Source organism: Citricoccus alkalitolerans (genome assembly GCF_039528175.1).
Classification (GTDB): Bacteria; Actinomycetota; Actinomycetes; order Actinomycetales; family Micrococcaceae; genus Citricoccus; species Citricoccus alkalitolerans.
In genome coordinates, this window is the sequence record NZ_BAAALH010000002.1 from 365668 (window position 1) to 386234 (window position 20567).

General features: G+C 69.2%; 18 protein-coding genes. 8 read left to right on the plus strand and 10 right to left on the minus strand.

The window, feature by feature from the left end; translation table 11 throughout:
- Positions 1 to 196: 196 nt before the first annotated feature.
- Entirely contained in the window at positions 197 to 793 is a 597-nt protein-coding gene (locus ABD134_RS07540; RefSeq protein WP_344228283.1) for a TetR/AcrR family transcriptional regulator, read from the minus strand.
- A gap of 250 nt (positions 794 to 1043) precedes the next feature.
- On the opposite strand from ABD134_RS07540, the gene ABD134_RS07545 reads away from it, so the two are divergent.
- The 3 genes from ABD134_RS07545 (at position 1044) to ABD134_RS07555 (ending at position 5497) form a co-directional block, all read left to right on the plus strand.
- A complete protein-coding gene (locus tag ABD134_RS07545) occupies positions 1044 to 3059 on the plus strand; it encodes a primary-amine oxidase (protein WP_344228285.1) in 2016 nt (671 codons plus the stop codon).
- Between the two features lie 118 nt (positions 3060 to 3177).
- On the plus strand, positions 3178 to 3687 hold the full coding sequence (locus ABD134_RS07550; protein ID WP_344228287.1) for a hypothetical protein: 510 nt from the start codon (positions 3178 to 3180) through the stop codon (positions 3685 to 3687).
- A 58-nt stretch (positions 3688 to 3745) separates the two neighbouring features.
- Entirely contained in the window at positions 3746 to 5497 is a 1752-nt protein-coding gene (locus ABD134_RS07555) for an amidohydrolase (RefSeq protein ID WP_344228289.1), read from the plus strand.
- Positions 5498 to 5559: 62 nt separating this feature from the next.
- Here the strand turns inward: ABD134_RS07555 and ABD134_RS07560 are convergent, their stop codons facing one another.
- A complete protein-coding gene (locus tag ABD134_RS07560) occupies positions 5560 to 7113 on the minus strand; it encodes a GMC family oxidoreductase (protein ID WP_344228291.1) in 1554 nt (517 codons plus the stop codon).
- A gap of 320 nt (positions 7114 to 7433) precedes the next feature.
- Here ABD134_RS07560 and purB point away from each other — a divergent pair, with 320 nt between their 5' ends.
- From purB to ABD134_RS07580, 4 genes are all read left to right on the plus strand, one after another.
- The gene (gene purB, locus ABD134_RS07565; RefSeq protein WP_344228293.1) at positions 7434 to 8924 is read left to right on the plus strand and encodes an adenylosuccinate lyase; all 1491 of its coding nucleotides are present in this window, start codon (positions 7434 to 7436) and stop codon (positions 8922 to 8924) included.
- Positions 8925 to 9081: 157 nt separating this feature from the next.
- Positions 9082 to 10383: an acyltransferase family protein gene (locus ABD134_RS07570; protein WP_344228295.1), complete on the plus strand. Its 1302-nt coding sequence runs from the start codon at positions 9082 to 9084 to the stop codon at positions 10381 to 10383.
- A gap of 143 nt (positions 10384 to 10526) precedes the next feature.
- Positions 10527 to 11180 (plus strand): trimeric intracellular cation channel family protein, encoded by a 654-nt coding sequence (locus ABD134_RS07575; RefSeq protein ID WP_344228297.1) that lies wholly within the window; start codon positions 10527 to 10529, stop codon positions 11178 to 11180.
- Between the two features lie 196 nt (positions 11181 to 11376).
- Positions 11377 to 12249, plus strand: coding sequence for a methylenetetrahydrofolate reductase (locus tag ABD134_RS07580; protein WP_344228299.1), 873 nt, complete (start codon positions 11377 to 11379; stop codon positions 12247 to 12249).
- A 38-nt stretch (positions 12250 to 12287) separates the two neighbouring features.
- On the opposite strand, the gene ABD134_RS07585 is transcribed toward ABD134_RS07580, so the two are convergent.
- Entirely contained in the window at positions 12288 to 12485 is a 198-nt protein-coding gene (locus ABD134_RS07585; protein WP_344228301.1) for a dihydrofolate reductase family protein, read from the minus strand.
- 210 nt (positions 12486 to 12695) lie between these two features.
- On the opposite strand from ABD134_RS07585, the gene ABD134_RS07590 reads away from it, so the two are divergent.
- The gene (locus ABD134_RS07590) at positions 12696 to 13220 is read left to right on the plus strand and encodes a septum formation family protein (protein ID WP_344228303.1); all 525 of its coding nucleotides are present in this window, start codon (positions 12696 to 12698) and stop codon (positions 13218 to 13220) included.
- Here the strand turns inward: ABD134_RS07590 and ABD134_RS07595 are convergent.
- The 7 genes from ABD134_RS07595 to ABD134_RS07625 are packed head-to-tail and all read right to left on the minus strand — an operon-like array spanning position 13217 to position 20358.
- Positions 13217 to 14806: an AtzH-like domain-containing protein gene (locus tag ABD134_RS07595; protein WP_344228305.1), complete on the minus strand. Its 1590-nt coding sequence runs from the start codon at positions 14804 to 14806 to the stop codon at positions 13217 to 13219. The two genes, ABD134_RS07590 and ABD134_RS07595, sit on opposite strands and share 4 nt — an antisense overlap.
- Positions 14803 to 15945: an acetamidase/formamidase family protein gene (locus ABD134_RS07600; RefSeq protein ID WP_344228307.1), complete on the minus strand. Its 1143-nt coding sequence runs from the start codon at positions 15943 to 15945 to the stop codon at positions 14803 to 14805. The genes ABD134_RS07595 and ABD134_RS07600 overlap by 4 nt, the downstream gene beginning before the upstream one ends.
- Entirely contained in the window at positions 15942 to 16754 is an 813-nt protein-coding gene (locus ABD134_RS07605; RefSeq protein WP_344228309.1) for a YoaK family protein, read from the minus strand. Before ABD134_RS07605 ends, ABD134_RS07600 begins: the two co-directional genes overlap by 4 nt.
- A complete protein-coding gene (locus tag ABD134_RS07610; RefSeq protein ID WP_344228311.1) occupies positions 16751 to 17596 on the minus strand; it encodes an ABC transporter ATP-binding protein in 846 nt (281 codons plus the stop codon). The genes ABD134_RS07605 and ABD134_RS07610 overlap by 4 nt, the downstream gene beginning before the upstream one ends.
- A gap of 1 nt (position 17597) precedes the next feature.
- Entirely contained in the window at positions 17598 to 18530 is a 933-nt protein-coding gene (locus tag ABD134_RS07615; protein WP_344228313.1) for an ABC transporter permease, read from the minus strand.
- Positions 18531 to 18588: 58 nt separating this feature from the next.
- Positions 18589 to 19557: an ABC transporter substrate-binding protein gene (locus ABD134_RS07620; protein ID WP_344228315.1), complete on the minus strand. Its 969-nt coding sequence runs from the start codon at positions 19555 to 19557 to the stop codon at positions 18589 to 18591.
- 36 nt (positions 19558 to 19593) lie between these two features.
- Complete coding sequence (locus ABD134_RS07625) at positions 19594 to 20358, minus strand: GntR family transcriptional regulator (protein WP_344228317.1); 765 nt, start codon at positions 20356 to 20358, stop codon at positions 19594 to 19596.
- Positions 20359 to 20567: the final 209 nt, after the last annotated feature.

Sequence of the window (20567 nt, forward strand, 5' to 3'; positions counted from 1 at the left end):
ACCGGCCACCCGTCAACCGTCGGGATTGTGGCCTCGATCACGCTTGCAGACCACTGTAAGCGGCCTCTCGCCACGCGTCACCGTTTTCCCTCCGCGCGGAGGAAAACCGAGTCGCCTCCCGGAGGCCCGGTCCGGACGGTCAGCGCGCCGCTCAGCCCGGCCAGGCCGGCAGGGCCGCTCAGCCCGGTCCGGACGGTCAGCCCGCCGCTCGCAGGTGGGCGAGCTGGGCGGCCAACTGCCGCTCGAGGTCGGCAGGGCTCGTGGCAGCACTGTCGATCACCGCGGAGATCTGGCTGCCGAGCATGAAGTTCAGCAGCACATCGCCACTGGAGGGGATGTCGATTGCGGCGTCGAGATCGCCGGCCTCGCGAGCCTGCCCCATCCACGTGGCCATCGAATGGCGCCATTGGGCCATGGAGGCGTTGTTGAGCTCACTGCCCCGCGGATCATGCGCCGCCTCCTGCCAGAAGGAGATCACCACCCGGGCCTCGTCCAGCCGATCCACGTCCAGCGGCAAGACCTCGCGGCAGAACGCCTCGAGGGCCGCCATTCCATCCAGGCCGCGGGTCGCCACCGCCACGCGCCGGTTGGTCCGGTCGAAGACGAAGGCGTACGTCGCCTCGATCAACTCGGCCTTGGTGGGGAAATAGGGCTTCAGGGAGCCGTTGGCGAAGCCGGCCTCGGCAGCGATCTGACGCATGGTGGCCCCGGAGAGCCCCCGCCGGGCAATGATCCGCCAGGTCGCCTCCACCAACTCCCGCTTGCGCTGCTGATGGTCTACCACCTTCGGCATCGCCACCCCTTCCGCCATGGTGCCGCGGCCCTGCCGCACACGCCGTGCCGCCGCCACCGTCGACTCGAACATTCTGCCACCGGGACCATGGGCGTCGGCCGGCAGGCCCTTGCCACCGTCGTCGACGATGTTTATTCTCTACAACTGTAGAACCAAACAGTGATCCAGGTCACCCTTCCTCCCGCGTCCACCTCTTCACCGCCCCTCACCGTCGACCCTCCGTTGACGTCCAGCCCCGAAAGGACCGGACATGACCGCCACCGATTCCGGCACTCGCTCCCTCCCCGCCGAGACACCACCAGTGCCCGCCTCAGACGCCTTCGCCCTGCAGACGCCCGAGGAGATCACCGCCGTCCGGGACATCCTGACCGAAGGCGGTCTCTTCTCCGAAGCTGTCCGCATGGCCTATCTGGGCCTCGTGGAACCTGCCCGGGGCGCCCCGGCCGACGCACCTCTCGACCGCCGGTTCCGGGTCTTCCTGCTGGACACCGGCGGCGGCCCGTCCCGGGATGTCGTGGTGTCCACCACTCATCGTCGCATCGATTCCGCCCTCGAGCTGGACACGGCCACCACGGGTGAGCTGCCCGTCCTGGAAGAGGAATTTGAGGTGGTCGAGTCGGTCCTCGCCCAGGATCCGCAGTGGCTTGCCGCCCTGGAGAATCGAGGGCTCCCTGTGGACGAGGTCCGCGTGGCCCCCTTGTCCGCCGGAGTCTTCGAGTACCCGGAGGAGAGCGGTCGTCGGATCCTGCGCGGGCTGGCCTTCCACCAGCAGCACGAGACTGATTCCGCCTGGGCCCACCCCATCGACGGCCTGGTCGGCTACGTGGACGTGGCTGCCAAGACCGTGGACCAGGTCATCGATCTGGGCGTGGTCCCGGTCCCCGCCGAGCACGGCAACTACACCGATCCAGAGCTGACCGGCCCGGTGCGCACCTCGCAGAGGCCTATCGAGATCACCCAGCCCGAGGGCCCGTCGTTCACCGTGACAGGCAGCAATCACGTGGAATGGGAGAAGTGGTCCCTGGACGTCGGGTTCGATATGAGGGAGGGCCTCGTGCTCCACAACATCGCCTTCCAGGACGGCGAGCGCCGGCGAACCGTCCTGGACCGGGCCGCCATCTCCGAGATGGTGGTGCCCTATGGCGATCCATCGCCGGTTCGATCCTGGCAGAACTACTTCGACACCGGCGAGTACCTGGTGGGTCAGTGGGCCAACTCCCTCGAGCTGGGATGTGACTGCCTGGGGGACATCACCTATCTCTCACCCTGGGTGGCCAACAACACCGGTGAGCCCCGGCAGATCAAGAACGGCATCTGCATGCATGAGGAAGACTGGTCCATCCTCGCCAAGCACACGGACCTGTGGAGCGGCGTCGCCTACACGCGCCGCAACCGCCGCCTGGTGATCTCCTTCTTCACCACCGTCGGCAACTACGACTACGGGTTCTACTGGTACCTCTACCTGGATGGCACCATCGAGTTCGAGGCCAAGGCCACCGGCGTCGTGTTCACCTCGGCGGTCCCCGATGGGCCCACGGACTTCGCCTCGGAGCTGGCTCCCGGCCTGGGAGCCCCGTTCCACCAGCACCTGTTCAGCGCGCGCCTGGACTTCGCCCTGGACGGCGGGGTGAGCCGCGTGGTGGAGGAGGACGCAGTCCGACTGCCGGTCTCCGGGGAGAACCCGCGGGGCAACGCCTTCACGCGACGGCATACAGTCCTGGCCACCGAGCAGCAGGCCATCCGGGACGCGGACATGTCCGTGGGGCGCACCTGGGTGGTCACCAATCCCGAGTCCTCCAACCGGCTGGGACGGCCGGTGGGCTACAAGCTGCACCCCGAGGGCCAGCCGACGTTGCTGGCGGCAGAGGGCTCCTCCATCCACCGCCGGGCCACGTTCGCCTCCAAGGCGCTCTGGGTCTCCCGGTACGCGGAAGACGAGCGATACCCCACCGGCGACTTCCCCAACCAACATGCCGGCGACGGCGGCCTGCCGGAGTGGACCGCACAGGACCGGCCGATCGACGGCGAGCGGATCGTCATGTGGCACACCTTCGGTCTCACCCACTTCCCTCGGCCGGAGGACTGGCCGATCATGCCCGTCGACCACGTGGGCTTCCGGCTGCGCCCCGAGGGCTTCTTCGACCGCTCGCCGGTGCTCGACGTCCCGGCACCGGAACGCGGCCACTGCTGCACGCCCGGTGGCTGTAACGAGCCGTCCGGCGACTCCCAGGATGGCCAGGACCATGGCGGATGCAGTTCCCACTGAGTCCCGGCTCGCCGGGGCTGCGGGATCGGACCGGAGCACCGCCTCGCGGCCTGGCGTCCGCACGGTCGCGGCGCCACGGGCAGCCAGGGAAGCCAGAGCGGCCAGAACGGCGACCTGGGTGGCAGCCGCCCTGGCCACCGGATCCGTCCCCCTGCATGCCTGGATGCTGATCTCCCATGCCCACGGCCCGGTCCTGACGGTGCTGATGGCGGCCACGGCGCTGTGGTGCTGGTGGTGTGGCGTCAGGGCCGTCCGGGCCGTCCGGGCCGTCCGGGACCCAGGTTCTCCTGGAGGGGCGCCCGTGGCGCCCCTGCGCCACCTGTGGATCATGGCCCAGGCCATGGCCCTGGTCCATGTCGCCTTGCTCACCGGGTTCCCGGGCACCGGCGGCCATCGGCACGCTGGCGCCCCGGCCGGCGTCGGCCCCTGGTCCGGTTCCGGTAGCCAAGCCGGCTCCGGGACCCAGGTCACCCTCGACGGAGTGGCAGAACCACTGCTCTGGGTGGTGGTCCTGGAACTGGGGGTCTGTTTCGCCTGCGCCGTGGCGCTGCGCGCGGGCCGCAGGGGCATCCAGTCCGCCCTCTCGACGGCCGCACCTCCCACTCAGCCGGCCGGTGGCCACACGTGACCATCGGCCACCCGAACCGCCCCCTCGACCGGATCCGCCTCATCGAAAGGAATCGAGCATGACCTCGAACCCCTCCTCCCCCTCCGACTCCACGCCGGGCCGGATCCCTCCCGAGCGGGACGGGACGCCCCGGCGCGAATCCGGACGGCCCCTGGTGCTGACGGGAGCACGGATCTTCACGGCCGATCCCGGTCACCTGTGGGCAGAGGCCCTGGCCGTCGCCGAGGGGCGCATCCTGGCCGTGGGCACCGTGGCAGAGGTGGAACGCGCCGCCGGCGCGGACGCTGAGCGCGTCGAGGCCCATGGCGCGCTCGTCATGCCCGGGTTCTGCGACGTCCACATCCATCTCGGCCTCGGTGGACGCCAGTTGGCCTGGGAGCTGCCGCTGCTGCCGACCGACACCGCCGGGCAGATCCTGGCCAAGGTCAGGGAGTGGAGCACCGGCCGGGGGCCTGACGAGTGGATCGTCGGCGGGATCGTGGGATCCACGATCATGGACACGCTCGCCAGCGTCGAGATGCTGGCCGCCCTGGACGAGGCATCGGGCGGGCGGCCGGTGATGCTCCGGGACGACTCCATGCACAACCGCTGGGTGAACTCGCGGGCCCTGACCCTGATGGGCGTGGAGACGGACACGGCCGATCCTCGGGACGGCACCTACGTCCGGGACCGCGATGGGCGGTTGACGGGCGTGTTGTGGGAGATGGCCTCGCAAGCGGCGGAGGCCGCCGTCGCCGCAGGGATCGAGGATCTGGAGGCCTACCTACGCCGTGCTCTCATCGAGGGACTGGGTGCCGCCCACTCTTTCGGCATCACGTCCATGCAGGAGGCAGCGACCATGGAGCCGACCCTGCGGGCGCTGCAGCGGATGGACCACGCCGGCGAGCTGACGGCGTGGGTGGTGACCTCGATGCCGGCCCAGCCCTTCCTGGAGCCCGGGCCGGTGGGACCGGAACTGTTCGAGGCAGCCGCACAGTACCGCAGCGAGCATGTCCGCCCGGACTTCGCCAAGTACGTCCTCGACGGGGTCCCGATGACCCGGACCTCGGCCATGCTGGCGCCGTACCGCTGTTGCACCGATCAGCACTCACCGGAGGATCGGGGCCACCTGATTTGGGACGCCGAGGAGCTGCGCGCGTCCCTCGCGGACACCGTCGCCCGCGGACTGGGGGCGAAGCTGCACGCCACCGGCGATGCCGCGGTGCGGTTGGCCCTGGACGCCGTCGAGCACGTGCGGAGCCTCCACGGTGGCGCACCACGCTTCCAGGTGGCGCACGCCGAGTACATCGCCCGCGAGGATCTGCCGCGCTTCGCCGCCCTGGATGTGGTCGCCGACGCCTCGCCGTACATCTGGTACCCCTCCGTCATCCAGTCCTCGATCGCCCAGCAGGTCACAGCGGAGGTGTTCGAGGACAGCTGGCCGATGCGGGACCTGGTGAACTCCGGAGCCGTGGTGGCCGCCGGATCGGATTGGCCCTGCGCCCTGCCCAGCCCGGATCCATGGGTGGGACTGCAGACGATGGTCACGCGGCGCAGCCCCGACGGATCCCTGCCGGGTGCACTCAACGTCAGCCAGGCACTGACCATGGAGGAGGCCGTGGCGGCCTTCACGCGTGAGCCGGCGCGGGCCATGGGCCTGGGGGACGTCACCGGGCGGCTGGCGCCGGGACTCTCAGCCGATTTCATCCTGGTGGATCAGGACGTCTTCGCCGTGGCCCCAGAGCGTATCCATCACACACGGGTCCTGCAGACCTGGTTCTCCGGCCGGCCGGTGTACACGGCCGCCAGGGATACCGCAGGCCCGGCGTGAGCCTCGGGTGGGACCCCGTCTGAGGTCCCACCCGGCCCCAGGGCTGAGGTTCGGACTGGGGCTCAGAACGGGGTGATGCCCGTGATCGCCGTGGCGGCCTTCTCTCCGATGAGGACGGCGGGGGCGTTGGTGTTGCCGGTCGTCACCTGCGGCATGATCGAGGCGTCGGCAACCCGGATCCCCCGCAGTCCGTGCACGCGGAAAGTCTCGGGATCCACCACCGCGTCCTCGCCGAGGCCCATGGCACACGTGCCGACCTGGTGGTGGTACGTGGTGGTCGTGTTGCGGATGTACTCCACCAGTTCCTCATCGGAGTCCCCGACTCCGGGCCCGGGGAAGATCTCCGCCGCACCCCAGGCAGCGAGGGCCGGCTGGCTGGCGATCGACCGGCACTGGCGCACCGAGAAGAGCATGGCCTCGAGGTCATCACCGCCGGTGTAGGCGCCCAGGTCGATCCTGACCGGGTCATCGGTGCCCGGACCGGACAGGGTCAGAGACCCGCGGGAGGCAGGCTGCACCATGCCGGCAAGCAGTGAGAATCCCTCCTCGGGGCCTTCCATGAGTTCTCCGGCCGTGTTCGTGTACATCGGCACGGAGAAGAAGATCGGCTGGGTGTCCGGTCCGGGTCGGTCCTCGCTGGACTTCGCCCAGTAGTGCACCTGAGCCGCCGCCACCTCTGGTGCGGGCAGAGGCTGCTCGGTGCTGCACACCACCGGTACCAGCAGGTGGTCGTGCAGGTTCTGCCCGACGCCGGGCAGGTCCAGTTCCACGTCCACGCCCACCTCGCGCAGGTGGGCCGCCGGACCGACTCCGGAGCGCAAGAGCAGCTCGGCCGAGCCGATGGCCCCGGCTGTGAGGACGACTTCACCCGCGGAGTAGACGGCCCTCTCACCGTCTCGGATCAGTTCCACGCCGGTCACGACGTCGCCGTCGAACCTCAGGCGGTGCGCCCGGGCGCCGGTGACCAGGGTCAGCCGCGGATGGTCGGCGATCGGCTTGAGGTAGGCCCGCCAGGTGTTGAACCGGACGTCGTCCCGGAGGTTGAGCTGCATCCAGCCCACGCCCTCCACCGAACCCGCGTTGTAGTCGGAGTTCTCCGGCACTCCCTCCTGGACCGTCGCGTCGTACATGGCCTGTTGGATCGGGTGCCGGGGATACTCGGTGGTGACGTCGAGGGGCCCGTCGTGGCCGCGGACCTGCGCGTCCCCGTCGCGGTAGGCCTCGATGGCCTTGAAGTACGGCAGGACCTCCTCCCAGGCCCAACCGGTGCATCCGCCCTCAGCCCAGGAATCGAAGTCCTGCCGGTCTCCGCGGACCCAGATGGTGGCGTTGAGGGCGTGGGATCCGCCCAGCACCTTGCCACGGGGCAGATGCACGCGGCGGCCGTTAAGTTCGGCCTGCGGCTCCGTGAAGTAATTCCAGTCCACCGCTGATCCCCAGAGGAACCCCAGCCGCGAGACGTCGTCGATGTCCGGATTGATGTCATGCTCCCCAGCCTCCACCAGCGTGACGGAGTGCCCGGCATCGAGCAGGCGGCGGGCGAGGACGCAGCCGGCTGAGCCGGCCCCGATCACCAGGAAGTCGGTGATGGCTGGTGCGGTCGTGCTCTCGGGCATGGGTGGACTCCATTCGGCATCAGGCCAGATCAGGCAGGGCGATAGCCGTCACCGTAGGTCACTGCCGCCACGGTGTGATTGACGCTCCGTGCACGAGGGCTGACGATCCGCGCACGCCCCTGACCCCGGAGGCGCGGCACGCACTGCCCAGCCCCAGGTACCAACATCAGTTGGGGAATCTGTAGCCGACAACACGTCCATTTGGGCGTCAGATCGCCCAACTAACGCGTGTGGCCTGGCACGAAACCCGGCGTACTGTCCGCAGGCTCCCAAGATGACGTCTAGTCATGTATATGACATGGCAATGACAGAATGGCCCCATGCCTGAGTCTTCCGCGCCGCAGTCCGCCTCCTCTGCCCAGCCCGCTTCAGCCCAGAGTCCCTCGGCCACGGAGCCGTCCTTTGGCTTCGTCGCCAGCGGGCGCAGTTCCCTGGCCGACGCCGGCATCCCGCTGGGTCCCTTGGACGGCCGCTACCGCTCGGCGGTGGCTCCGCTGACCGAGCACCTCTCCGAGGCCGCTCTGAACCGCAACCGCCTACACGTGGAGGTCGAGTGGTTCATCCACCTCGCGCGCCACGAGGTCCTGCCGGGCCTGGCGCCGCTCACGTCCGCGCAGGAGTCCGGGCTGCGGGCCATCGTCACCGGCTTCGATCAGGACGGAGTCGCCGAGCTGGCGGCCATCGAGAAGGAGACGGTGCACGATGTCAAGGCCGTGGAGTACTACATCGGCCGTCGGCTGCCGGACCTGAAACTGGAACACCTCACCCCGCTGGTGCACTTCGCCTGCACCTCCGAGGACATCAACAACCTCTCCTACGCCGTCGGCGTGCGGGACGCGATCCGCGACGTCTGGCTGCCAGCCGCGCGGGCCGCCGTCGGAACCCTCCGCCAGATGACCGAGACCGCGGCCGGCACGCCGATGCTCTCCCGCACCCACGGGCAGCCGGCCACACCGACCACGCTGGGCAAGGAGATGGCGGTGTTCGTGCACCGCCTGGAGCGTCAGCTGAGGCGCATCGAGCAGCAGGAGTACCTGGGCAAGATCAACGGCGCCACCGGCACATACGCCGCTCACCTGACCGCCGTCCCGGACGCCCACTGGCCCGAGGTGGCCCGCACCTTCGTGGAGCACCTCGGCCTGACCTGGAACCCGCTGACCACGCAGATCGAGTCGCACGACTGGCAGGCTGAGCTGTACGCGGACATCGCGCGCTTCAACCGCATCCTGCACGGCTTCTGCGTGGACGTGTGGAGCTACATCTCCATCGGCTACTTCGCGCAGATCCCGGTGGCCGGTGCCACGGGTTCCTCAACCATGCCGCACAAGGTCAACCCGATCCGCTTCGAGAACGCCGAGTCCAATCTCGAGCTGTCCAACGCCCTGTTGGACTCGCTCGGCGCCACGCTCGTGGAGTCCCGCTGGCAGCGCGACCTGACGGACTCGACGTCCCAGCGCAACATCGGCAACGCCCTGGGACACTCGGTGCTCGCACTGTCCAACGTCACCAAGGGCATGGGCCAGCTCAAGGTCGCCGACGCCGTGCTGGCCGAGGACCTGGACCATAACTGGGAGGTCCTCGGCGAGGCCGTGCAGACGGTCATGCGCGCGCAGGCGATCGCCGGCGCGGAGGGGATGGACAACCCCTACGAGCGGCTCAAGGAGCTCACCCGGGGCCGCCGCGTGGACGGGGAGCGAATGCGCGAGTTCGTACAGGGCCTGGGCCTGGAGCCCGACGCCGAGGCTCGCCTCATCGACCTCACCCCCGCCTCCTACATCGGCCTGGCCGAGGAGTTGGCCCGCGGGATCTGACCGGGCGCCGGCGCGGACCTCACCCGGTACCGCACCGGCCCCGGGCAGACCAGGCCCTGGGGTGTCAGTGGTCCGGTCTCCGGCCCCTCCCCGGTAGGGGGCCAGTCGATACCTGTGGGTGATGTGGCCGGTGAAGCCGCATCCATACCTTCACAGGGTGAACCTCAACAACAGCCTCACCTTGATCAACGGTCCGGCACAGCCGCCCCGGCAGTTCGGACACACTGCCGAGGCGAGCCCGGCGACCGGTCGCGATACCGGCATCGACCTGGTGCGCGCATGGTGCGTGCTGGTGGTGGTGCTGCTGCACGCACTGATGGCCGGTGTCACGGTAAGCGGCGCCGGACCCGAATTCGTCAACACCGCCGAGGGCGCGGCGTGGTTCGCGCCTCTGAGCTGGGCAGTTCAGGTCATGCCCTTGTTCTTCGTGGTCGGCGGATTCGCCGGTTCAATCGCCTATCGCCGCCTCCGGCACCGGGGCGGCACCCCCGTGGACTTCCTCGCAGGGCGCGTGCACCGGCTCCTCCTGCCGGCAGTGCTCTCGGTCGGCGCGGCCGGGCTCGGCCTGGCAATTCTGGCTGCCGGAGGCGTCCCCGCCGACCTGGTGCTGACAGCGGGATTCCGGTATGGCCAACCGCTCTGGTTCCTGGGCGTCTTCCTGGTCTGCCAAGCACTGTTGCCCGCCCTGATCGCCGTCCACGACCGCGCACCGCTCCGCAGCATCCTCGGGCTCGCCGCAGCCGCAGTGGCTGTCGAGGTACTGCGCACGGCCACCGGCCTGGAGGGGACCGGGTTCCTCAACCTCGCCTTCGTCTGGCTCACCCTGCAGCAGCTGGGGTTCTTCCTGGCCGACGGGCGCCTGGACGCCCTGAACCGCCGCACCCTGGTCATGACCGGCCTGGGCGCCATCACGCTGCTGGCCGGGTTCTTCATCACCGGGACCTTTTCGCCGGACCTCATCGAGAACCTGAATCCACCGACGCCGGCCCTCCTCCTGGTCGGTGTGGCGCAGACCGCCCTGCTCTCCCTCGTCCGCCCCACCCTGACGCGCCTCAGCGCCCACCCCCGCATCGCTGCGGTCACGGATTTCGTCACGCCGCGCACCATGACCATCTACCTCTGGCACATGCCCGTGCTGCTGACCATGGCCGGCGCCACGGCATGGGTGGCGATGGGCACCGGCGTGACGCTGCCCGAACCCTCCAGCGCCGCATGGTGGCTCACCCGCCCGCTGTGGCTGGGCGTCGCCGCCGTTCTCACCACCGCGGCAGCGTGGGCCCTGGCAGCCGGCGAGCAACGCCGGATGCCGCCGCCCACAGCCTCTGGTGCCCGCGCGGCGCAAGCCGTCCTGGCCGGACTCGCCGCCGTGGTCCTCCTGCTGGTGACCGGCACCACGGTGCTGTCCGCTGCGGCCGCGGTCTGCCTGCTCATCGTGGCCCTGCGCCGGATCCGTAAGTAGTACGGCCTTGATGGATGCGCCTATCCTGAAGGTCCACGGGGCCCCGGGCGGCCTGCACGCCGGGTCCCTCACTATGGTCTCCGACGGCCCGAGTGACAGCACCCCGCCCGCGGCACCTCAGCGACGTCAGAGGAGGGACGGGCATGATCGAGGCCTTCGAGGCTCCGGCCTATCTCGAGACACTGCTGTTGGTCCTGGACCTGTGCGGCGTGTTCTTCTTCGCCGTCTCCGGCAGCCTGCTGGCCGCCCGGCGGCAGTTCGACATCATCGGCTCGGTGTTCCTGGCCTTCCTGGCCGGGCTCGGCGGCGGCGTGGTGCGGGACATCATCATCGACGAGGGGGTCCCCAACGCCTTCGCCAACCCGCTGTACCTGATCCCGCCGGCTGTGGCCGCGGCACTCGTGTACTTCCGACTCATCACCCAGGGCCGACTGCGCCGTACGCTGCTGGTCTTCGATGCCGCCGGCCTGGCCCTGTTCTGCGTCACCGGCACCCAAACGGCCCTGGCGGCCGGCATCACGCCCGTCATGGCGATCCTGCTCGGGGTCAGCACGGCGGTGGTCGGCGGACTGCTGCGGGATGTGGTGGCCAACGAGGTCCCCGAGATCTTCAATCCGCAGGGCCTCTATGCCGTGCCCGCCCTGTTCGGCTCCGGGTTGAGCTCACTGCTGTGGGTCCTGGGGGTGTTCACCTGGCTGACCGCGGCGCTGGTCATGCTGGCGGTGTTCGCGTTCCGACTGGTGTCCCTGCGGCGACGGTGGTGGGCTCCGGGAGCGGCCCACGGCTGGAGGTCGTAACGGCTGGAGACCCGAGTCGTCGCGACACACCCCTATACCTATGGAGATAGTTATTATAAACTCGTGACGTCAGCGTGACCGGGACCACAGCGGAACCGGTCACGCGGCACCAAGCCAGCCCGGCCGACGTCGGGCCCGTCCTCCCGGAGCCACCGGACCGCACGGGCCACGGCCCCCGAACATCCGAAGGATCCGCATGAGCTCCCCGAACCCCACCCCCACCGCCTCCGGCCGCCCGTCCGTCATCACCGACCCCTCCCTCGAGATGACCGGCAAGGACAAGGACATCGATGCGCTGCGCGAGGCCGCCCCGCTGATCCCGGCCGGCACCCGCATCAACGTCACGTTCCTGGGCAACGAGGACCTCGGCATGCGCGTCAAGGCCTCGTCCGCCGCCAAGGAGTTGGGCTACGTCCCCGTTCCGCACATCTCGGCCCGTCGACTGACGTCCGAGTCCGAGCTGGTGGAGTTCCTCACCGCGCTGCGTGACCAGGTCGGTGCCACCCATGCCTTCGCCGTCGGCGGCGACCCCTCGGAGCCGATGGGTCCCTACGGTGCCTCGGTGGACCTGATCACCTCCGGCCTGCTCAAGGAGCATGGCTTCACGGACATCTCGATCGCCGGCTACCCCGAGGGTCACCCGGACATCTCGGATGCCCAGCTCTGGGATGCCCTCGAGAGCAAGTACGCCTCCCTGCAGGAGCAGGGCCTCAACGGCACCATCCTCACCCAGTTCGGCTTCGACGTGGACCCGGTGTTCGCCTGGATCAAGGAGGTCCGCCGCCGCGGCATCGACCTGCCGATCCGCATCGGCGTCCCCGGCCCGGCCGGCATCAAGCGCCTGCTGACCTACGCCTCCCGCTTCGGCGTCGCCACCTCCGCGGGCATCGCCAAGAAGTACGGCTTCTCCATCACCAACCTGCTCGGCACCGCCGGGCCGGACAAGATGATCCAGGACCTCGACGCCGGCCTGACCCCGGCGGAGGGCGACGTCAAGCTGCACTTCTACACCTTCGGCGGAACGAAGACGACCGCCGAGTGGATCAAGGACTACCAGGCGAAGCACTGAGCCTCCTCGCCCCGTCCTGACAGGTCCGCGCCGACCCGTCAGGACGGGGCGTGCACGGTGGGGCGGTAGACCAGCACCTGGGTCCGTCTGTCGAAGGTGTGGCTCTCCAACAGCTCCAGGTCGAAGTCGCCCGCACCGCGGAAGAGGGGCGCGGTCCCGGTCACGCCCGTGATCACCGGGAAGATCGTGAGCTGGATGCGGTCGACCAGGCCCGCGGCCAATAGGGCACGATTCATTGAGGCCACTCCGAGGTGCCCGGGGCTCGGAGGAGCCGCTTTCAGCGGGATGCTGGGGACCAGCTTCCGGCCTGAGCACTCCGCCCGCAAGGATCGGGTGGCGTCGTTCGGCAACCCGTCCGCTGCGAGCGCCGGTGCCGGGTCCTCCCTGTCCGGACCAGGCAATAGGCTTGCCGTGCAACAATCCGTTCAACAGAAGAGGATCGCCGGATGTCGGACGTCACATCGACCCCTGCGGTCCCGCTGATTCGACGGCGCATCCTCGCCTCAGGTGCCGTCCTCTCGGTACTGCTCACCGGGTGCGGCGGTCCGGGAGGCGCCGAGGAGGTGGTGGGAGCCTCGCCCCCCTCGCCGGCCGTCACAGCGGAGGCCACGAGCATCTTCCAGCTCTCCCCCGGCCAGTGCTTCGACCGGCCCGCCGCCGAGGGGCTGTATGAGGTCGCAGTGGTGCCCTGCGAGGTGTCCCACGACCTGGAGATGTACGCCCTGTTCCAGCTGGATGACCCGGCCTGGCCGGGCGACGCAGTGGTCCACCAGCAGGCCGACCAAGGGTGCCACGAGCAGTTCATCACCTTCACCGGCACGGAACCGGCACAGTCGGATCTGGGTTACACCATGTACACGCCGTCCGAGGGATCCTGGTCCGAGGGTGACCGCCAGGTCCAGTGCGCCCTGCAGTTCAACAGCGGCGGCCGGATGATCGGATCGCAGATGGCCGGACCGGCTGCCGGTTAGGGACAGCGTCCGCCGGTGGAACCGACGCCGCATTCCCGGTGGATCTCTTCACCCAGGTCCACCAGCGCCAGATCCGTGTCCTGTGGGCCGACAAGACACAACCCGACCGGTCCCTCGTCCGTCTCCAGGGCCGGCACGGACAGGGCCGGCCGCGCCAGGATGCCGGCCACGCAGGTCATGGTCAGGGTGGCGGTGCGCACCCTCTGGATCATGGCGTCCGGCGCGTCCACGGGCGGTGCCGCTGACGCAGCCGATGGCAGCAGGAGGACACGCCCGCCCAGCACCTCCTCCCACCGTGCACGTGCCGCGTGCAGGGTGCGGCGGGCGGCCTCCTGCTGCTCCGCATCGACGCGTTGGGCATCCGCGAAACGGTCGGCGACGTCTCCCGTGACCAGTCCCGGGTGTTCGGTGATCCACCGGCCGTGACTCTCCCATGCCTCCGCGGCCTGGACCAGTCGGAAGGCGTCGTAGTACGAACCTGGGAAGGCTTCGGACGCCGCGCCGCCCTCGAGGGAGATGACCGTCACGGGGCGTTCGAGTCGGGACACGGCCAGGTCGAAGGCCGCGACCACGGCGTCCTCGGCCTGCTCCACCAGATCGCGATCGATCACCAGTTCGGCCGCAGCGGTCCCGATGGATCGCCTCCCCCGGCCGGGCAGGGAGACGGCAGCGGCATCCCGCAGGGTGGCGCCATCTCGCGTCAGCCATCCGACGGTGTCGAAGCTCGGGGCCAGTGGCAGGGTGCCTGCCATGGGCACAGCGCCATGCGTGGTGCGCAATCCCCACAGCCCCTGGTAGGAGGCGGGAACCCTGATCGATCCCGCTGTATCGCTGGCCAATCCGATGTCGGCTTGACCCAGAGCCACGGCAGAGGCCGGGCCGCTGGAGGATCCGCCGGAGATGGCCCCCCTGCACGCCGGGTTCGGTGGGGTGCCGTAGTGGGCGTTGCGGCCGGCGATGGAATAGGCGAACTGGTCCGTCTGGGCAATACCGAGCACAGACGCGCCATGGTCCAGCAGGGAGGCGACGGCGGCGGCATGCTTGAGCTCGACGCCGGCCGTCTCGAGATACCCCGGCACTCCGGCACCGATCCGGTGTCCCTCGACCGCGAACAGGTCCTTGACGGCCACGGTCCGTCCGTCCAGGGGGCCCTCGGAGTGTGGCGCCGCCAACGGCGTCCCGAGTACCCTCCACACCGACCTGTCGATCGCCATCACCGGCCCGGTGACATGGGCGGCCGTGATCTGCCAGCCGCGTTCAGCGTCCCGGGTCCACAGCTGGGTCTGCACTCCACGTCCACCGGATGCGGTGATGCTCTCGCCCACCGTCAGCCAACAGTCGTCCGAGATCCGCCTCGTCTGCACACCCACGATCCGGCGGGCGTCTGCTCCCCCTCGCCCGCGGCGGAATTGCCTGATCCGATCCGCGCCCACCATCAGCCCCGTGCTGTCGGCACGAAGGGTGGTCTCGTCGTCCGCGAAGAGGGCGTCCAGGGATTCGAGGTCATCGGCCATGAGCGCCTCCTCGTACTGCCAGAAGCGGTCCACCAGTGCCATGGGTGCCGCCGCCAGTCCGCCCCCGGTCATCGAGGCCTCCTGTTCTGGGGAAAGTCACTGCGTCGAATCCGGGCATGGACGCCCTTGACCACGTCCACCACCTGGGACACGTTGAAGTCTGTGGCCGCCGAGAGATAGGCATAGGCGAGATGTGGCTCCATGCCGTAGCGAGCCTGGAGGAGGGTGATGGCCGAGCGGACGCAGTCACGGACGGCTGCGTCCAGGTCCTCATCGAGCCCCGTGGGGACGAGGAATTCGGTGGTTTCGGCGATCGGGTTCACCAACGCCCCGAACTGTTCCACCGCTTCTCCTTGGGCGACCACGTCGAAGCGGACCGTGACCCGCAGTGATGCCTCCATGGCGGTCAGTGCGACCTCGCCGTCCCCCTGGGCGAAGTGCGGGTCGCCCAGGTAGGCCAGGGCGCCAGAAACCTGGACCGGCAGATGGAGTGTGGACCCAGCCGTGAGCAGGTTGATATCCAGGTTTCCCCCATGCCGCCCCGGAGGCACCGAGTGGGGACGGACGCCTCCCCGCACCGCCACACCCATCGTGCCCAGGAACGGGTGCAGTGGAAACCGGGCCTGCTGGGCGGTGTGCGAACCAAGTGGAATGGCGCCGAATGCCCTGCCCGTCTCATCGGCCACAGCCTCGGCGAAGACCGAGACGGATTCCTGGCCCAGGGGGTACTCCCCGGCGAGGGCACCACGTCCGTGCCGGCTGGAGATGACGCCGTAGGGAACCCGGGGAAGGGTCTCCAGCACGGTGATGGACAACAGGTCCCCGGGTTCGGCACCGCGAACGCGGATCGGACCAGTGACCACGTGGGGCCCGTCCACAGCGGGGTCACGGGATCTGTCCGCGCCGGCCAGGGCGACGCCGTCCGTGAGCACGAGGTCGGGGTCGACACCGTGACGGGCGAAGAACCGCACTGGGTCACGGCCCTGGTCCTCCAGGACTCCCTCATGGCTGATCGTGTCCACCGTCACCTCCGTACCTGGATCCACGGTCAACACCGGCTGGTCGAACTCGCAGGGCAGCCGTCCCCAGAGGACGTTGCCGGCCGTGGCGGGCAGGTACTCCCGCGCCGTGATCGGCCCGGAGCCGGGCTGGAGCGCCCGTGCGGGGATCGCCACCCTGTCCGGACTGGCAGAGGTGTGCATGAGGGTCATCGGATTCCTTCCGGGACGGGCAGGGCGAGGGTTTCCGCAGTCTGGGCGGCCTCCCCCTCGGGGAACTCGGCGGACGCCGTGGAGGCACCGGCTTCGGTCATCGACGCAGGGCCGTCCCCCGGCCGCGGAATCAGGCGGAGGGCGGCGACCCATACCACGGTGATGGTCACCACGAGGGACAGGCCGATCCCGGCGGCGAGGTGCAGGATGGTCAGCCCGGCACCGACGAGGGCCCCGAGTCCGATCATCCCGATGGCGGTCACCCGCCGGAACCACAGCTGACCGTCCTGCCGACCCAGCCGGGAATCGGCGGCCAGCCCCGTCAGGGTGGACGTCACCACCACCGTGGACAGGTCCTTGACCCCGACGTGCCGGGCCGCGGCGGCCTGGAGGCCCATCGCCATCGCCAGGACGCCGGTGATGGCGGTGACCAGTTCGATCCCCGGCTCCCGAACCGCCAGCAGGCTCCCGGCACAGGCCGTCAGGAGGACCGCTGTGGTTCCGAGAATCCAGCAGACCGGCGCGCTCCATCCCCTGGCGGCCCGGCGGAGCACTCGCCCTCCGGCCACCGCCCCCAGGACGAAGCCCGCCAGGGCAACCCCGAGGCCCAGTGTGGGCTGGGCGGTCTGTGACACCAGGGAAATGCCGATCAGCACCACGTTGCCGGTCATGTTGCCCGTGAAGACCCCGTCGAGCCCGATGATCCCGACGGCATCCACGATGCCCGTGGAGAAGGTGAGGGCTAGCAACAGCCCCAATCCCAGCCGCCCGTCCGCCGGTGGCGTGATCGTTCGTGCGGCCGGGTTCATGCCACGGTCGTCTCGTGCACCAAGGCGGAGATGTCCCGCTCCAGCTGGTTGAATGCGGCTCCGGTGACGTCCCGTTCCGGACCGAGCCGGATCGGGACGATGTCCCGGATGTGACCCGGACTGCCATGAGCGAGACCACCGGCCATGACGACCACCCGGTCGGCAAGGTAGACCGCCTCCTGGATGCTGTGGGTGATGAACAGGATCGTGGTTCCCACTCGCTGGCGGATCCCGACGAGCTCGTTCTGCAGCTGCTCGCGAGTCAGGGCGTCCAGGGCGCCGAAGGGTTCATCCATGAGGAGCACCCGGGGCCGATTCGCCAGGACGCGAGCGATGGCCACACGTTGCTGCATGCCTCCGGAGAGCTGATGCGGGTAGGAGGAGCCCATCCGGCCCAGGCCCACCAGGTCAAGGTATTCCGCCGTCCGCTGGCGGATCTCCGTTCTGGGCAGGCGCCGCTGCTTGAGGCCGAAGGCCACGTTCTCGGCCACGGTGAGCCACGGGAACAGCCCATAGTCCTGGAAGACCACGGCATGCTCCGGACTGGGCGCGGTGACGGGCACCTCGTCCACGTGAATGGATCCCTCGGTGATGTCCTCGAATCCGGCGACCATCCGCAGTACTGTGCTCTTGCCACAGCCACTGGCACCCACGATGGCGATCAGTTCGCCGGGCGCGACCTTCAGATCCACCCCGCGCATGGCGTAGCGCTGGTGGTCGTAGCTCTTGCCGAGGTCACTGATCTCGATGGCTCCACGCCAAGCCCCTCCCTCGGATGCAGGTTCCGGCGAGGGCCCGCCGGACGCCGCGGTGCTGGACTGAACAGTCAGGGTGGTCGTCATCTCAGGAACCTGCCTTGGTGTCTTGGAGGATGGGACGGCCCCGGAACACTGCCTTCACGGCGAGGACCAGGGCCCGGTCGGTGAGGAAGCCGAGCAGGCCGATGATGACCATGCCGGCGACGATGAGGTCTGTCTTGGCCACCACACGGGCTTCCGAGATCATGGCTCCCAGGCCCACGGTGATTCCGGTCATCTCGCCGACCACCAGCAGTGCCCACGCCAGGCCCATGGCCACCCTCAGGCCGGAGACGATCCCCGGCATGGCGGCCGGCAGCACGACCTTGTAGAGGCGCTGCCATGACGGAGTGCCGAGCATGGCAGCGGCCTCGTTCAACCGTTCGGGCACCTGCATGACGGCCGTGACGGTGTTCATCAGGATGGGGAAGAAGGCGGCGAGGAAGACCAGGAAGATCGCCGAGCGGTCTCCGATCCCGATCATCAGCAGCGTCAGCGGCGCCCAGGCCGTCACGGGGATGGGCCTCACCACATTGATGGTCGGCTCCAGGAGCGCGGTCAGGAGACGGGACCGTCCCATGAGCAGGCCGAGGGGAATGGCGACGGCGGCCGCCAGGGCGAATCCGGAGACCGCCCGCACCAGGCTGGCCCAGGCGTTGGCCCAGAGTTGCCCGGAGAAGGGGTCGTTGATGATCCCGCCCACGGCGAGATCCCCCAGGCGCACGGCGACATCGGCTGGTCGGGGCAGCTGCTCGAGTCGGATATCGAACGGCAGGACCCATCCTGCCTCGACGCCCAGGGTCCAAAGCCCCAGGACGACTAGGGGCACGGGCCATGCGAGCAGCAGACCGGGACGCCGCCTGGCGCGCCTCGCTCCGGGCCGCCGTCCGGGCAGGCTGCTGACCTGCGCGCCGAGTTCGGCCGGCGGGGCCGGGTCCTGAGTGCCGGGTCTGGGCGTGGTGGCCACGTCTGTCGTCATGTCTGTTCTCCCTAGGGGTCGGTCGAGAGCTGTTGCTGGCCAGGTGTGCCGGTGCCGGCTACTCGCCGGAGACGAACTCCGTGGTCAGCACGTCATCGATGGCCGGGGCCTCGTCGATGGCCCCCAAGGAGACCATCTGCTCCCCGAGAGCCTCGACCTGGCTGACGTAGTCGGTGCTGAGGTCAGAGCGCAGCCAGATGTTCTGTGCGGCCTGCTCGAGGACGGCCTGGTCGAAGGAGAACTGCTCCTGCACGCCCGCGATCCAGGCGTCCTCGTCCTCCCGGAGCGCCTCGGTGGCCTGCTCATGGATGTCCACCACCGTCTGCACTAGCTCCGGGTCCTCTTCCGCCAGGGAGCCGGCCACGGCCAAGCCGATGTTGACCTTCCCGATCTCGGTCTCGTAGATGGACGCGACCCGGGCGGAACCGTCCAGCAGAGAGATCGAGGCATTCACCTCGGCTCCGGCGTAGGCATCGATATCGCCGCGGGCGAGGGCGTCGGACATGTCCGCGTAGCCCAGTGAGACCAGTTCGACCTCGGAGTCGGGATCGATCCCGGCCGCCTCCAGTGTCAGCCGCAAGGCGATCTCCTGCGAGGACCCGGGGACGTGGGCGATCCTCGCCCCCCTCAGGTCCTCCACCGAGGCCATCCCGGCAGCGCCGATCAGTCCGCTGCCGCCATCGGCACCGCTGGCCACCAGTTTGACGTCCTGCCCCTGGGAGACCCCCGAAATCACGGTGGGGACACCCATGAGGGCGAAATCGACGTCCCCCGTGGCCAGGGCATTGAGTTCGTCCGTGGAGTTGGCCATGGGCACCACCTCGAAGGTGATGCCCTCCGCGTCTCCGAATTGCTCATAGAGATATGCGGCGTAGAGGTGCGGCTGGCGTTGCGTGGCCACGGTGACCACGGTGGAGCCGTCCTCTGCGGCAGCGGCGTCTGAGGTCGGCTCGCCAGTGCATGCGGTCAGGGTCAGGGCCGCGATCGCGGTGATTCCGGTGGCGGCGAGGAGGCGGTGATGGAGCACGGTGGTTGTCCTATCTGAGGGGGTGGAGGGGAATTGTCAGCGGACCGGAGGCAGCCGGCCGGCGCCCGCGGACTGGTAGTCGCGGGCGAGTTGGAAGGCGGCGAACGTCTCGGCGGCTCGCTTCACGGCGGCCTGGCGAGACTGTTCGATGTGGGCGCGCAGTTCCTGCATGGCCCCGGCATGGTCCCCGTCCAGCACGGAGTCCAGGATGCGGAGGTGCTGCTGTGCGGCCTCGTCCGTGCGTTCTGCGGTGAGGTAGCCGAAGACGCGGATGCCGCGGATCCTGTCGCAGACCGTCTGCAGTGACTCGGCCAGGACGGGTTCTCCCGCGTTGCGCAACAACGTCAGGTGGAATCTCTCGTCGAGCGCGGCCAGCCGGACGGCATCGGGATGGTGACCGGCCCGCAATGCGGACCATTCTTCGCGCAGGGGCAGCAGTTCAGTGGTGTCCCGGTCACCCGTCAGTCCCTCGATGCTGCGAGAAAGTCCGCGCATCTCCAGGGTCATGCGTAGTTCGTAGAGCCCTTCAACGGTCCTGAGGTCCGGCATGGAGAGGGACAGACCGTCACTCCGCCGCTCGAGGACCTGCTCGGCCGTCAGTCGGGTCACGGCCTCACGGACGGGTGTCCTGGAGACACCGAAGCGTTGGCTCAGACCGTTCTCCGTCAGCTTCTCCCACGGGGCGATCAGGCCGGACCGGATGTCCTCCCGGAGGTGAAGGTAGACGGAGGAACCCGAGGTCACCCCGCGAAACGGGGCATCCACCGGTGTATACACGCTGCCATCCATGGTCGTATCCATGCGATCCACCCTAGAAATCCCAGGTTTCGCAGAATCGAGGCAGTCGTTTCGTCGCCGTGTCGGTTTCGTCAGCGGTGTTGCCGTGCCGTGTCCGGAAGCTCACCTTCGCGCTGGGACCGGTGGGAGGCAGTGAGAACCGGCGACTGCCACGGCGGTCCGCACCACGGTCCGCCGGCCGTCGAGCACGCCAAAAACGCCGGCGCCCCACC

What these genes read in the sequence shown, in the direction of transcription:
- ABD134_RS07590 (WP_344228303.1), top strand. Translation starts at nt 12,696, where the DNA reads ATGTCGGACGTCACATCGACCCCTGCGGTCCCGCTGATTCGACGGCGC.
- ABD134_RS07555 (WP_344228289.1), top strand. Translation starts at nt 3,746, where the DNA reads ATGACCTCGAACCCCTCCTCCCCCTCCGACTCCACGCCGGGCCGGATC.
- ABD134_RS07615 (WP_344228313.1), bottom strand. Translation starts at nt 18,530, where the DNA reads ATGACGACAGACGTGGCCACCACGCCCAGACCCGGCACTCAGGACCCG.
- ABD134_RS07605 (WP_344228309.1), bottom strand. Translation starts at nt 16,754, where the DNA reads ATGAACCCGGCCGCACGAACGATCACGCCACCGGCGGACGGGCGGCTG.
- ABD134_RS07625 (WP_344228317.1), bottom strand. Translation starts at nt 20,358, where the DNA reads ATGGATACGACCATGGATGGCAGCGTGTATACACCGGTGGATGCCCCG.
- ABD134_RS07595 (WP_344228305.1), bottom strand. Translation starts at nt 14,806, where the DNA reads ATGACCGGGGGCGGACTGGCGGCGGCACCCATGGCACTGGTGGACCGC.
- ABD134_RS07540 (WP_344228283.1), bottom strand. Translation starts at nt 793, where the DNA reads ATGCCGAAGGTGGTAGACCATCAGCAGCGCAAGCGGGAGTTGGTGGAG.
- ABD134_RS07610 (WP_344228311.1), bottom strand. Translation starts at nt 17,596, where the DNA reads ATGACGACCACCCTGACTGTTCAGTCCAGCACCGCGGCGTCCGGCGGG.
- ABD134_RS07545 (WP_344228285.1), top strand. Translation starts at nt 1,044, where the DNA reads ATGACCGCCACCGATTCCGGCACTCGCTCCCTCCCCGCCGAGACACCA.
- ABD134_RS07585 (WP_344228301.1), bottom strand. Translation starts at nt 12,485, where the DNA reads ATGAATCGTGCCCTATTGGCCGCGGGCCTGGTCGACCGCATCCAGCTC.
- ABD134_RS07580 (WP_344228299.1), top strand. Translation starts at nt 11,377, where the DNA reads ATGAGCTCCCCGAACCCCACCCCCACCGCCTCCGGCCGCCCGTCCGTC.
- ABD134_RS07575 (WP_344228297.1), top strand. Translation starts at nt 10,527, where the DNA reads ATGATCGAGGCCTTCGAGGCTCCGGCCTATCTCGAGACACTGCTGTTG.
- purB (WP_344228293.1), top strand. Translation starts at nt 7,434, where the DNA reads ATGCCTGAGTCTTCCGCGCCGCAGTCCGCCTCCTCTGCCCAGCCCGCT.
- ABD134_RS07560 (WP_344228291.1), bottom strand. Translation starts at nt 7,113, where the DNA reads ATGCCCGAGAGCACGACCGCACCAGCCATCACCGACTTCCTGGTGATC.
- ABD134_RS07600 (WP_344228307.1), bottom strand. Translation starts at nt 15,945, where the DNA reads ATGACCCTCATGCACACCTCTGCCAGTCCGGACAGGGTGGCGATCCCC.